Source organism: Bacillus sp. JNUCC-22, from assembly GCF_018861275.1.
In the GTDB taxonomy this organism is placed as follows: Bacteria; Bacillota; Bacilli; order Bacillales; family Bacillaceae; genus Bacillus; species Bacillus velezensis.
Genome location: NZ_CP076408.1, coordinates 401,944 through 414,952, shown reverse-complemented (window position 1 = coordinate 414,952; position 13,009 = coordinate 401,944). Strand labels below are relative to the sequence as shown.

Here is a 13,009-nt window from a genome sequence, read left to right as displayed (position 1 = left end):
TATTCGGAATGACTATTCCGAATTGTTGGATTTCTCTTCATTATATTTATTTCTGACAGGTTTGAACATCCTTTTGTCAGAAAACCTACCATGGACCTAGTCACAAATCTGACAAAACAAAAAAAGAGAGCCTCATACTGAGACTCTCTCTTTTTTCTATTATAACACCCAGTGGCGGATCGCTTTGGCGACCCCGTTTTCCGTGTTGACATCAGTCACCCAGTCAGCTGTTTCTTTCACAATGTCCTGCGCATTCCCCATGGCGACGCCGACACCCGCTTTTTCAATCATGGCAATGTCATTCAGACTGTCACCCATGGCCATCACATTTTCCATCGTGAAGCCGAGTTTTTCCGATACCTTCGCCAGCGCAGCCGCTTTGTTGATACCGAGGGCATTGACTTCGATGTTGATCGGACTGGAGTTTGTGATCTCGAGCTCCTTGTATTCCTTGAGCTCTTTCAGCACCTCATTCCGCACTTCGTCATCCTCGATTTCGAATCCGAACTTGAGCCACTGATGATCCGTAATCGTTTCCGGGAATTCCCCTCTCCACACTCTATCGACGGTAGAGGCCCAGAAATTCGTGTTGTGCTTATTCCTCAGATCCCATAATTTTTGAATATGATCGGTATGAAGAAGCTTGCGCTCAACCAGCTCAAAGTCGGAATCCCAGATTTCGCTGCCGTTTGCCGTGATTAAAAAGGATGACAGCTCGAGAGACTCAGCCAGTTCGCGGCAGGTCATCAGCGTGCGTCCTGTGCTGATGACGACGTGAATTCCTTTCGCCTCCGCTTCCTTGATCGCCCGCCGGTTTTCCTCCGGGATGAGCTGCTCGTCATTGAGCAGGGTTCCGTCCATATCAATCGCGATCAGTTTAATATCTGCGTCTTCTCTTTGTATCGGCATATATGTACCTCACTTTTTATAATGTAGTCGTCTCTATTTTAATACATATGACCCACAGGAACAAAAAACCGCTTCCTGCGTTTGGCGGGGAGAACGTTGAGGAAAAGAAATATTGAGGTGATGGAGGATGAAAGAAAGAAAACAAAAGAACAAACCGAATGAAAATCCTGAACATCATGATTTAACCGATCCGATTCCGCTGGAAGAGCTGAAGGAAAACGCCAATGACGAAAAACACAAACATGACCAAAGGGACAATTCACAAAGTGAAAGAGATTATGATACAAAATAACAGGCTTGTCCGAAAGCCGCCGCTGGAGGCGGCTTTTTTTACGATGGCTGGATAAATATGCTGAGCTCAGCTTCCGCCACAGGCTTCCCGGCAACGGACGCTTTCGCCCGGCCGAACACAAAACCGCGTCTGATTCGCGTGACCTCAAAAAAAAGATCCAGACGGTCTCCCGGCAAAGCGGCACCTAACCTTTCCGCTTTCTTCACCGCGGATAAGAGACCGAGGCCGTCGCCGCCGGTAATTCCCGCGCAAGCCGCCGTTTGGGCCATTGCTTCAACGACGAGCGAAAATGGCATCTCTCTTTGGGATTCAGTTATAAACCAGTCATTTTCACTGATGTTTTTGTAAGCAGCCGCCCATTTTCCGGCTTCACTGTTCGTCGTGCCGTCAATCAAAAGAAACGGAAAACGATGGGGCAATAGCTTCTGATTCATCACGCAGCCTCCCTTCTCTCTCATTATAACGCAAGAAAAAACCCGCGTCCCCCGACGCGGGTTCATTTTTATTGATTGAGCTTTTTGAGCACGATGCCGTGCAGCGGCTCATGCGGCTGAATACCGCAAATGTCTTGAAGAACGCCGCTCGTGCCTTTTTCCGCGATAAGCTTTTGCAGCTCAACCGCTTCCGGATCATCCTGATAGTCAAAACGCAAGGCGGCGGCGATGCCTTCTGCCAGCGCGTTTGGTTCTTTTATTTTTTTGGCCGGCCCTACTAATCTATCATTCGCTCCGAGTTTTCTGAGCGGTGATCTGGCGACTCTTGTCACATCATCCGTGATGTATTCATTTTCAAAGCGGCCGATGATTTTTTTCATGTACTGCTCGTGTTCGGCTTGCTTAAAGCCGTACGCTTTCACTAAGTACTCGCCCGTTTCTGAAAGTGCATCGTACACGACACGCCGGATTTCCGGATGGCCGATGGCCTCTTTGACGGTTTTTAATCCGCGCTGATAGCCAACGTACGCCGTAACGGCATGACCGGTATTGACGGTAAACAGCTTTCTCTCGATGAAAGGCGTAAGATCATCCGTAAACAACGCACCTTCCAGTACCGGCTGGCCGCCGGCAAAGCCGGTTCTGTCTATGACCCATTCAAAAAACGGTTCTACGGATACTTTCAGCGGATCTTCATGGTGCTGAATCGGCACGATCCGATCCACCGCAGAATCCGGGAAGCCGACCGTCCGGTTCACGAGTTCCCGCTCCGCTTCCGTCAAATGTCCGAAAACTTCTTTTTTCAGAAAACTGGTGCCGCCGATCATATTTTCACAGGCAATGATATTGAGAGGCTCAGAGGACGTTCTGCGCTTCAGCCCTTCCGCGATGGACGGGGCGATGAGTCTGAGAACGTTCGGGCCCACCGCCGTCGTAATGATCGCCGCTTCATTGATCAGCCTGTACAGCTCTTGTTCTTGCACCGCGCTGTTGATGGCTGAAACGGGGCCGATGATTTCTGTCTGCCGGCCGCCGTCGGCAAGCTCCACGGTATATTCCTTCTTTTCATTGAGAAGGCTGACCATCGTTTCATTCACATCAGCGAAAACTACCTCATAGCCGGAATGATGGAGCAGGGCGCCGATAAAGCCCCGCCCGATGTTTCCCGCTCCGAAATGAAGGGCAATCATGTCAGTTCACCTCGCTGAAAATAGTGGCCAGTTCTTCTTCCGTCTTTGCACTGATCAGCCGTTCGATGTTTTCTTCCTCTGAGCAGATGATGGCGATGTTTGACAGGATGTCTAAGTGTTCATTGTTTTTTCCGGCGATACCGAAAACGACCTTTGCCGTATTGCCTTCACCGTATTCCACACCGTCCGGAATCTGGATGACGGAAATGCCTGAATGAAGCACCTCATCCTTCGCATCTTCCGTGCCGTGCGGGATCGCGATGAAATTCCCCATAAACGTGGATGATGTTTCTTCACGTTCGAACATTTTTTCCACATAGCCGTTCTTCACGTAGCCGTTATCAATCAATGTCTGTCCCGCGAGGCGGATGGCATCCTCTTTTGAGTTCACCGTCTGGTTCAGTTTGATGTTCGCTTTAGCCAATACTTCCATGATGAAAATCCCTCTTTCTGTTTGATTAGTTTTTAAGCTTTTCAATCAGTTCATCGTATTTCGGGCTGTTCAAGAAATTATCAACCGAAATGTGCACCGCCTGCGGCAGCTTCGCTTTCGCGCGGTCAGTCAGGTCCTTATGCGTAATGACGATATCCGCGTCATTCGGCAGATTATTGATCGACGTATTTGTCACATCAATATCCAGGTCTGCTTTTTTCACTTTGTTTCTTAAAATGGAGGCGCCCATTGCGCTCGATCCCATACCCGCGTCACACGCGAAGATAATGCGGCTGACTTGGTCGGCGGAAATATCAGCGGCGCTGTTTTCCGGCTCTTCCTCTTTGTCTGCCAACGCGGCCGCCGCTTCACTTTTCCTGCCTTTCATTTCCTGCATTTTTTCCGCCGCGGCTGTCAAATCTTCTTCGCCCGCTTTAGACGATTTCAGAATAAGCGCCGAGACAATAAACGATACGGCCGCGGCAACGATGACGCCCGCCAGCACGCCGAGGTAGCTTCCTTTCGGCGTCAGCGCTAAAATGGCGATGATGCTTCCCGGAGATGATGCCGCGACAAGACCCGCGTTAAAGATCGAGAATGTAAGCAGTCCGCTCGCTCCCCCGGCGATCGCCGCGAGGATCAGCATCGGTTTCATTAAGATGTAAGGGAAATAGATTTCATGAATCCCCCCGAAGAAATGAATGATCGCCGCTCCCGGAGCCGTCGATCTTGAAGAGCCTTTCCCAAAGAACATATATGCCAGTAAAATACCGAGTCCCGGCCCGGGGTTCGCTTCCACTAAGAACAGAATGGATTTACCCGCTTTGGCGGCCTGCTCGATTCCGATCGGACTTAAAATGCCGTGGTTGATCGCGTTATTCAGGAACAGGACTTTCGCCGGTTCTACGAAAACGCTTGCAATCGGCAGCAAATTCGCATGGACAATGACTTCCACACCCGCCGCCAGCAATTTGTTAAGAGACAGGACGACCGGGCCGATCGCATAAAACGCGATAATCGTCAGCACAGCTCCGATAATTCCCGCCGTGAAGTTGTTGATCAGCATTTCAAAACCCTGTCTGACTTTATCTTTAAACACACGGTCTAATTGTTTAATGAGATAACCGCCCAAAGGCCCCATAATCATTGCCCCTAAGAACATCGGAATGTCCGCTCCGACAATGACTCCGATGGCGGCCGTCGCTCCGACGACTCCCCCGCGGTGATCGTAAATCATTTTTCCGCCCGTATATGCGATTAAAAGCGGCAGTAGATACGTAATCATCGGGCTTACCAATGTATTCAGCTGCGGATTCGGAAACCATCCCGCCGGAATAAACAGCGCGGTGATAATCCCCCATGCGATAAATGCACCGATATTCGGCATGATCATACCGCTTAAATAACTGCCGAACCGCTGTATCTTCACTTTCATGCCAGCTTGCTGTTCTTGCTGCATGTTCATTCCCTCCCTGTTTGCTTGCCTTCAGATGAAAATAAATAAGACACGGGGTTTCTCTCTCTCCCCTGTGTCTTCATCATAAAACGCTTACAATCCCCATTCAATGAAAAGTAAAGAGGAGTTTGGCACAGAGACTGTGACAACTCCTTAACAAAAAAAGACACCTCATCAAAGGTGTCTTACCGCTTTCTGTATATAATGTGTCCTTTTGTGACGACGAGTTTGGCAATGAGCCGCTCACTGACAATAAACACCGGATACGCACATACGAGCGCGAAAATGGCGGCCGGCACATACCGCGCTGCCGGAAACATCGGCATGACGGCGGTTCTGGCCATCTGCACAAGATAAATCAAAAGCACCGTAATCGCAATGGCCGCAGCCATAATCGGAGCTGATACTTTATATTCACGCAATTTCACATGGCAATGCCCGCACTGAAACTGGCACGGGATCATGGATGATCTGACCATGTCGCCTGTAATCGGCTTGCCGCAGTTCGGGCAGGTCGTTTCTTTCATGTTTATTCCTCCATTCAACTCTTCTATTATAACAGAGTCTGACTACGTCTTTTACATTTGTGATTGTTCAACATTTTTTCACATATTTCATCATCAGGCTCTTGTGTGCATTTGTGAAAACATCTACTCTTAGAGGGAGGTTCATCACTCATTCGCATAAAAAGGAGGATGAAGAATTGCTTCCGATTCACAGACAGCAAACCTTGCTTGAATGGCTGAAAGAAGAGGGCGCGCTGAAAATCTCTGACATAAGCGAGAGATTCGGCGTCTCCGAGATGACCGTGTACAGAGACGTCAATCAGCTGGCGGATGCAAACCGGATTATCCGGACACCCGGCGGCATTACGCTCCCTCCCGCTTCAGAACGAAGCGCCAATCAATGCGGCTATTGCCTGCGGCCGATTCAGCATTCGTATTCTGTTCAGCTTATTACCGTTTCACAAGCCGTTGAGCAGATGTGCTGCATTCATTGCGCGATTTTGCGGTATGAGGATAAAAAGGAAGAAGTGTCCCACGTCATTTGTAAAGATTTTCTTCTCCAGACGACGCTGACGGCCGCTTCCGCATACTTTTTAGTCCATGCCGATATTGACCTTCACTGCTGCCGGCCTCAGGCGATTCCCTTCTCAACGCTTGATTACGCAGAACGGTTTCAAAAAGGATTCGGCGGGATCATTTGCACCTTTGACGAGGCGGCGGACATCATCTTACACGACAGGCAGAAGGGATGCACCTGCAGCAAGACATAACAACAACCAACCGGAAGGCGGTGTCATCATCCATGAGACAGAACAAACGCTGGCTCATCTTTTTGCTGTTCCTTGTTTTGATTCCGAAAACAAGCTTCGCCCACGCCTACATCACAAACTCAAATCCGGGTGAGAACAGCGAATTAAAACAAGCGCCGAAGCAGATTGAAATTGAGTTTAATGAACAGATTGAAGAAGGCTTCCACTCCATTAAGGTCTATAATTCATCCGGCGAACGGGTCGATGCGGGCAAAACGGTGATTCAAAAAAATGATGCCCGCATCATGACCGCGGCATTGAAAAAAAACCTGCCGCATGATATTTACAGAGCGGAATGGAACGCGGTATCGGCCGACGGACATCCGGTATCCGGCGTCATCCCTTTCAGTATCGGACAAGCCGGCGGAGAACTTCAGGAGCAGACATCATCGCAAGCGGCGCTTCATCCCGAAGCGGCCATCGACCGCGGTATTTTGTACACCGCTCTCTCCCTGTTTATCGGCACGGCTTTTTTCCATCTGTTTTGGTACAGAAATAATAAAGATTCATCAAAAGCAAAACGAACTGTAAAGCTGCTCGTGATTTCTTTATGTGTAACGGGGCTCGCGCTTATCTGCCAGCTCCCGATCCAGACGAAAGAAAACGCGGGCGGCGCTTGGAGCGCCGCGTTCCAGCCGGACTATGTAAAAGAAACGCTTCTGAAAACGGCAGGCGGGTACGTCTGGATGATCCAGATCAGCTTATTTATCCTGCTCGCCCTGTCCATGATCCCGCTGTTGAAGAAGAAAGCATTCCGGTCATTTGCGTACTGGACGGCGCCGCTGTTGTTCTTCTTCGCTTCGCTTTTGGCAAAAGCATTCGCCGGGCATGCGGCGGTCATTGACGAAAAAGCGGTCGGCATCGCGATGGACTTTCTCCATTTATCGGCCGCGTCTGTATGGATGGGCGGTATCGCCGCGCTTGTGCTGCTTCTTTCATCAGAGTGGAGAAAACCCGATAAAACCATCGCTTGGGAAACGGTCAGACGGTTTTCTCCTTGGGCGTTCGCCTCTGTCGGTGTGCTGTTATTTTCAGGTGTGCTGAACGGATTTTTCATTATCCGCACGTTTGATTCACTCTTTCACACCGCTTACGGTAAGACGCTCCTTTTGAAAATCGGACTGTTTGTCAGCATGCTTGCGCTCGGCGCCGTTCACGTATGGATGACGAAGTTCAGCAGAAAAAGGAGCATCAGCGCAACGATAAAGGCCGAATGGGCACTAGGCATCGCGGTATTATTTACAACCGCCGTCTTCACAAGCCTGCCCAGCCCGCCGCCGCCTGCGCCATTGCCTTTTAACGGCTCAGAAACGATCGGAAACGGGGAAACCCTGTCCTTGCACATTACGCCGAACCAGCCGGGTAAAAATGAATTTCAAGTCATTGTCACCGATCACAACGGCAGCTTGGTAAAAGATATTCAGCAATTTACGGTCACTGTTTACCAGACGGGCTTCAGCGGCAAACAGCATGAAAGCACCTTTGATTTGAAGAAGACGAAGGAAGGCACATTCGAAGCCGCCAACCTGTCCATCACCGAAAAGGGAAACTGGAAGATCAAAGTCCACGGGCTGACAAACGATTTTAATGAAATCAACCAAATATTCTCAACGACAAACTAAGGAGTGTATCTCATGTTGAAAAAAAAGGCTTTATTATTCATATCCGCTGTGACCCTGTCACTCGTCGGTTTTACGGCGGCAGCAAGCGCCCACGTCTCAGTCAAACCCGCGGAATCCGCGGCCGGTTCTTGGGAAACGTACACGATGAAAGTGCCTGTGGAAAAGAATGAGCCGACAACGAAAGTCGTGCTGAAAATGCCCGCCGGCGTTGAATTTCAGCAATATCAGCCGATTCCGGGCTGGAAAACATCCGTATCCAAACATGATGACAAAGCGGTCTCCGTCACTTGGGAAGCAAAGGACGGCGGCATCCAGCCCGGCCAATTCCAGCAGTTCACGTTCGTTGCGAAAAATCCTGAAAAGAGCGGAGATGCCGCTTGGGACGCTTACCAATATTACAAAGACGGCAGCATTGTAGAATGGACGGGTGATGAGAAAGCCGACACGCCTCACTCGATTACGAAAATCACGAAATCGGCCAGCGTGACGGATGCGCACGGAGCTGAACAGTCAAACGAAGAAAGCAAATCCGGCGTATCAGCGCTTGATATTGCAGCCATCGTTCTGTCAGCTGCGGCGATTATCCTTTCCATCGCGGCGCTTGTAAAGAAAAAACGCGCGTAAGCAAAAAGCGATCCGGCTCTAAAGAGCCTGCGATCGCTTTTTTTCTTATCCGCGGCCTGCCTGGAATGACGGATATTTGGTCATTCCCCCGTCAGCAAACAGCGTAATGCCGGTTACGTAGCTTGATTCCTTTGAAGCAAGCCAGACGGCGACAGCCGCGATTTCTTCCGGCTCACCGATATATCCCATCGGAATCATGCTTTCCACATCTTTTTTCTGAACGGGATCCGCAAATTTTTCCGCGTTGATCGGCGTATTGATGGCTCCCGGCCCGATGTTGTTGACACGGATGCGCTTCGGCGCGTACTCAAGCGCCAGCGTTTCCGTCATCAATTTGATGCCGCCTTTACTCGCCGCGTAGTGAACAAACAGAGGCCATGGAATCATTTCATGTACGCTTGACATGTTAATGACGTTTCCTTGAATATCATTCTCTACGTAATATTTAATGGCTTCGCGGCTTCCTAAGAAAGCGCCGGTCAGATTGGTATTGATGACTTTGTTCCAGTCTTTAAGCGGCATTTCATGTGACTGAACCGGATTTTCCATGCCGGCGTTATTGATCATGACATCCAATGTGCCGAATTCCTTCACCGCGGTCTGCACGATGTTTTTGACATCTTCTTCTTTTGTGACGTCGCCTTGAATGATGACCGCTTCGCCTCCCGCTTTTTGAATCTCTTCTTTAACGGTTTGGGCGTCTTTTTCATTACTATAGTAGTTAACCACGACTTTCGCCTGCTCCTGTCCGAAGCGGATCGCCATCGCTTTTCCTAATCCTGATGAAGCTCCCGTAATGGCAACGACTTTTCCTTTTAAATCCGTGTACATGTTCAAACCTCCTGCATTTGTTATGAATTTGATTTCGCAACGCCTAAGAATACCGCGGCCACAATGATCAGGATAATCCCGATGGCAATGGCGACCAGCTGACGCTTCGTTTTGCTCTCACGGAGAATGAAGATTCCGCCGAGCGTGCTGATGACGATCCCCATTTGAGAGAGGGAAAAACTTGTCGCAACTCCAACGCGCGGCTGTGAGATGAACAGAAACATATTCCCGAGCGCCCAGATGATTCCCGGCAGAATGTTCTTGAGGGCGTACTTATTAAACGGTTTATGCTTGTACGTCAGGAGCAGTCCGCCGATGACCATCCCGATCGCCTGCGGCAGGAGCGCTGACCATCCGGATACGCCGAACAGCCGGGCCACAACGACATAGACCAAATAACCAAGCGTGGAGATCAGCAGGATGACAATGCCTTTTTTTAAGTTTCCCGGTTCTCCGTCCGCCCGCCCCTTTTTATCTTCTAAAGATGTGAGCACAATCCCGATGATGATAAAAATAAGGGCGAGAATACCCAGCGTAATCGCGATCGGGGTTGACCATTCTTTGAATACGATCACACCGAACAAAGAAGTCGAGACGAGCTGCATTCCCGTTGATATCGGCATCGTTTTTGAAACGCCCATCAGCTGTATGCTTTTAAGCTGATTGCTTTGGCCGAGCGACCAAAACAGCCCCGAGATGATGCCGACAATAAAAATGCGCCCAGACAGCACCGGGTGGACAAACAGATACAACACAAACGAAACGATGAGCGCCCCGATTGTCGTTCCCAGCGTCTGGCTGTAAGGCCCGCCGCCTAATTTGACGTTAAATAACACGATGCTCCCCCAAAATAAAGCCGGGAGAAGAGCCAGTAATATATCCATGATGGCGACCTTCTTTCAATCGTATTTGCTGTTATTTTGTCTGGAATCGAACCGATTATTCCCGCAAGATCAAAAAAGCCTGCCGGCGATATTCACCGGCAGACTGCTCAATAAAAACAGCCCCGCTTAGAAGCGGGGCTTTCTTTTCGGCTCATTAAAGTCCGATAGACATGTATTTGGTTTCCAGGTACGGTTCAATGCCTTCCGTACCGCCTTCACGGCCGATGCCGCTTTCTTTCATTCCTCCGAACGGCGCTTGAACCGCGGACGGACCGCCGTCATTCCAGCCGATGATGCCGTATTCAAGCTGTTCAGAAATATAGATGCCGCGGCGGTAGTTTTCTGTGAAGAAATAAGCCGCAAGCCCGAACGGCGTATCGTTCGCAAGCTTGATCGCTTCATCAATATCTGAGAACGTAACGATCGGCGCAACCGGGCCGAATGTTTCTTCATGCATGATGTTCATGGATGTATCTACATTTGACAGCACGGTCGGTGTCACGAAATAGCATCCTTTTTCATCGTTTTGGTCATACGTTCCGCCCGTCAGCACTTTTGCGCCTTTTTCCACGGCGTCATTAATTTGGCCGACGATTTTATCGAAGCCTTTTTTGTTGATGACAGGGCCGACGTTTACACCTTTTTCAAGACCGTTTCCGACTTTGAGTTTCGCAGCTTCTTCACTCAGTTTTTTCGCAAACTCGTCTTTTACGGATTCGTGTACGATCAGCCGGTTCGCACAGACGCAGGTTTGGCCGGCATTTCTGAATTTAGAGGCCATTGTTTGGGCTACCGCCAGATCAAGATCAGCGTCTTCATCCACGATCAGCGGCGCATGTCCGCCAAGCTCCATTGACATATGTTTTACGGTGTCGGCGCTGTTTTTCATCAGGATTTTGCCGACAGGCGTTGAGCCGGTAAAGGTAATTTTGCGGATTTTCGGGCTGCTGGTGAAGACGTTTCCGATTTCGGCTCCGTCACCGATCACCACTTGCAGCACGTCCTTCGGAATTCCCGCTTCATATGCGAGACGCGCAAGGGCGTAAGCGGAAAGCGGCGTATCCTCCGCCGGTTTGATGATGAACGTACAGCCTGCCGCCAAAGCGGGCGCGGCTTTTCTTGTAATCATCGCATTCGGGAAATTCCACGGCGTGATCGCGGCTACCGGGCCGACCGCCTGACGGGTGACGACAATCCGTTTGCCCGTTGTCGGCGCAGGTACTGTTCTGCCGTAAATCCGTTTTGCTTCTTCGGCGAACCATTCAATATAGCCGGCGCCGTATAAAACTTCTCCGACCGCTTCTTCGTACGGTTTGCCGTTTTCTTTCGTAATTAATTCCGCAAGTTCTTCTTTATTTTCAACAATCAGCTCATACCATTTTCTCAAAAGTGAGGCACGTTCTCCCGCTGATGTTTTGGACCATGATTGAAACGCTTGATGTGAACGTTCAATCGCTTTTTCAACATCTTCGGCCGTCTGCTGGGGGATGCTTTCGATCGCCTCTCCCGTTGCCGGGTTGTACACTGTTAATTGTTCTGGCATATTGAACATTCCTTTCTCTGCTATAGTAAAGCCATTGAATGCTGGTTGATGTATCTCACACTTTCATGATAGCAGACACATCCGCCGGCATTCCAATAATTGAACTCACAGAGCTGCTTCGATAATGGAAAGGCCTTCTTTTAGCTGCTCATCCGTCACGACAAGCGGCGTCAGGAATCTGATAATGTTGCCGTTAATGCCGGCCGTCAGCAGCAGCAGTCCGTTCTCGTTCGCCGTTTTGGCGATCGCCGCGGCTTTTGCTTTGTCCGGTTCCCGCGTGTCCGGATCTTTGACAATTTCGATGGCCGCCATCGCGCCGAGTCTGCGCACTTCTCCGATGCAGGCATGCTCTTTTTTCCACTCGAGCGCTTGATGCTCAATGATCCGGCCGATCTCCTCGGAACGCTGATTCAGCCCTTCTTCTTCAATAATGTCCAAGACCGCAAGCGCAGCCGCACAGCCGAGCGGGCTTCCCGCATATGTGCCCCCGAGTTCCCCCGGCGCGGCGGCATCAAGCATTTCCGTCCGGCCGATGACGCCGCTGAGCGGCAATCCGGCCGCAAGTGATTTGGATACGGTGATCAAATCAGGAACGGCTCCGAAATGTTCAATCGCAAAATACGTTCCCGTTCTGGCAAAACCGGTCTGAATCTCATCCGCTACAAAAACAATGCCGTGTTTTTTACAAAAAGCGGCGACGTGCTGGACGAAACGTTTTGACGGAATGATGAAGCCGCCTTCTCCCTGAACCGGCTCCATGACGACACAGGCGACGGTTTCCGGTGCAACTGCGGCGATAAAGAAATCCTCAAAAGCGCTGATGATAAAGTCGTCATACTGCTCGTCGCTCATGCCGGCCGGCTTTTGATAATAGTAAGGAAACGGCGCCTGATACACCTCTGAGGCAAACGGGCCGAAACCGAATTTATAAGGCTTCACCTTGCTCGTCATGCTCATCGTCATGTTCGTGCGGCCGTGGAACCCTCTTGTAAATGACACGACAGCCTGGCGCTTCGTGTATTTTCTGGCGATTTTCACGGCGTTTTCCACCGCTTCCGCCCCCGAATTGAGAAAAATCGCTTTTTTCGCATGATCTCCCGGCGCAAGGGCGCAAAGTTTTTCGGCCAGCTCAATATAAGACGGATACATCATGACGTTAAATCCCGGGTGAATCAGATCCTCCGCCTGTTTCTTCACGGCCTCCACCACTTTCGGATGGGAATGGCCGACATTCAGCGTTCCGATCGCTCCGGCAAAATCAATGAATCGTCTGCCGTCCAAATCGTACAAAAGCGCCCCTTCCCCTTTTACCGCCATGCTGCGGTTTCCGTTGCCGACCCCCTTGGAAACGAATTGATCCCGTTTTTGCTGCCACTGGGCAGTTGTCACTTCCGATGATGCTGTTCGACTCATAGATTCCATCCCCCTGCATTGTTTTCTTATCATTCTGACTTCTTTTTGGTATGATGAAAAGTA

At 50.1% G+C, this 13,009-nt stretch carries 14 protein-coding genes; 4 read left to right on the top strand and 10 right to left on the bottom strand.

What is annotated here, in order from left to right:
* Window positions 1–159 precede the first annotated feature (159 nt).
* Window positions 160–909 (bottom strand): Cof-type HAD-IIB family hydrolase, encoded by a 750-nt coding sequence (locus JNUCC22_RS02090; protein WP_007410293.1) that lies wholly within the window; start codon window positions 907–909, stop codon window positions 160–162.
* 127 nt (window positions 910–1,036) lie between these two features.
* Here JNUCC22_RS02090 and JNUCC22_RS02085 point away from each other — a divergent pair, with 127 nt between their 5' ends.
* Window positions 1,037–1,201 (top strand): hypothetical protein, encoded by a 165-nt coding sequence (locus JNUCC22_RS02085; RefSeq protein ID WP_003156294.1) that lies wholly within the window; start codon window positions 1,037–1,039, stop codon window positions 1,199–1,201.
* Window positions 1,202–1,239: 38 nt separating this feature from the next.
* On the opposite strand, the gene JNUCC22_RS02080 is transcribed toward JNUCC22_RS02085, so the two are convergent.
* The 5 genes from JNUCC22_RS02080 to JNUCC22_RS02060 all read right to left on the bottom strand — a co-directional run bounded on the left by JNUCC22_RS02080 (window position 1,240) and on the right by JNUCC22_RS02060 (window position 5,241).
* Window positions 1,240–1,635: a 3-hydroxyacyl-ACP dehydratase FabZ family protein gene (locus tag JNUCC22_RS02080; RefSeq protein WP_003156298.1), complete on the bottom strand. Its 396-nt coding sequence runs from the start codon at window positions 1,633–1,635 to the stop codon at window positions 1,240–1,242.
* 68 nt (window positions 1,636–1,703) lie between these two features.
* Entirely contained in the window at window positions 1,704–2,825 is a 1,122-nt protein-coding gene (locus JNUCC22_RS02075) for a mannitol-1-phosphate 5-dehydrogenase (protein WP_020955331.1), read from the bottom strand.
* A gap of 1 nt (window position 2,826) precedes the next feature.
* Complete coding sequence (locus JNUCC22_RS02070) at window positions 2,827–3,258, bottom strand: PTS mannitol transporter subunit IIA (protein WP_216062091.1); 432 nt, start codon at window positions 3,256–3,258, stop codon at window positions 2,827–2,829.
* Between the two features lie 25 nt (window positions 3,259–3,283).
* Window positions 3,284–4,723 (bottom strand): PTS mannitol transporter subunit IIBC, encoded by a 1,440-nt coding sequence (locus JNUCC22_RS02065; protein WP_014720723.1) that lies wholly within the window; start codon window positions 4,721–4,723, stop codon window positions 3,284–3,286.
* 176 nt (window positions 4,724–4,899) lie between these two features.
* A complete protein-coding gene (locus JNUCC22_RS02060) occupies window positions 4,900–5,241 on the bottom strand; it encodes a hypothetical protein (protein WP_003156306.1) in 342 nt (113 codons plus the stop codon).
* 176 nt (window positions 5,242–5,417) lie between these two features.
* On the opposite strand from JNUCC22_RS02060, the gene JNUCC22_RS02055 reads away from it, so the two are divergent.
* Genes JNUCC22_RS02055 through JNUCC22_RS02045 form a run of 3 tightly spaced genes read left to right on the top strand, consistent with a single transcriptional unit; the run spans window position 5,418 to window position 8,275 of the window.
* Window positions 5,418–5,990 (top strand): DeoR family transcriptional regulator, encoded by a 573-nt coding sequence (locus tag JNUCC22_RS02055; protein ID WP_032870800.1) that lies wholly within the window; start codon window positions 5,418–5,420, stop codon window positions 5,988–5,990.
* A 32-nt stretch (window positions 5,991–6,022) separates the two neighbouring features.
* The gene (locus JNUCC22_RS02050) at window positions 6,023–7,651 is read left to right on the top strand and encodes a copper resistance CopC/CopD family protein (RefSeq protein WP_150940991.1); all 1,629 of its coding nucleotides are present in this window, start codon (window positions 6,023–6,025) and stop codon (window positions 7,649–7,651) included.
* Window positions 7,652–7,663: 12 nt separating this feature from the next.
* Window positions 7,664–8,275 carry a YcnI family copper-binding membrane protein gene (locus JNUCC22_RS02045; RefSeq protein ID WP_012116813.1) on the top strand — a complete coding sequence of 204 codons (612 nt, stop codon included), beginning with the start codon at window positions 7,664–7,666 and terminating at the stop codon, window positions 8,273–8,275.
* A 45-nt stretch (window positions 8,276–8,320) separates the two neighbouring features.
* Here the strand turns inward: JNUCC22_RS02045 and gdh are convergent, their stop codons facing one another.
* The 4 genes from gdh to gabT all read right to left on the bottom strand — a co-directional run bounded on the left by gdh (window position 8,321) and on the right by gabT (window position 12,946).
* Window positions 8,321–9,106, bottom strand: coding sequence for a glucose 1-dehydrogenase (gdh, locus tag JNUCC22_RS02040; RefSeq protein ID WP_007410286.1), 786 nt, complete (start codon window positions 9,104–9,106; stop codon window positions 8,321–8,323).
* Window positions 9,107–9,126: 20 nt separating this feature from the next.
* Window positions 9,127–9,990 carry a RhaT/GlcU family sugar-proton symporter gene (locus JNUCC22_RS02035; protein ID WP_003156317.1) on the bottom strand — a complete coding sequence of 288 codons (864 nt, stop codon included), beginning with the start codon at window positions 9,988–9,990 and terminating at the stop codon, window positions 9,127–9,129.
* A 154-nt stretch (window positions 9,991–10,144) separates the two neighbouring features.
* Window positions 10,145–11,533, bottom strand: coding sequence for a succinate-semialdehyde dehydrogenase (gene gabD, locus JNUCC22_RS02030; RefSeq protein WP_007410282.1), 1,389 nt, complete (start codon window positions 11,531–11,533; stop codon window positions 10,145–10,147).
* Window positions 11,534–11,638: 105 nt separating this feature from the next.
* A complete protein-coding gene (gene gabT / locus JNUCC22_RS02025) occupies window positions 11,639–12,946 on the bottom strand; it encodes a 4-aminobutyrate--2-oxoglutarate transaminase (protein WP_216062090.1) in 1,308 nt (435 codons plus the stop codon).
* Between the last annotated feature and the right edge of the window lie 63 nt (window positions 12,947–13,009).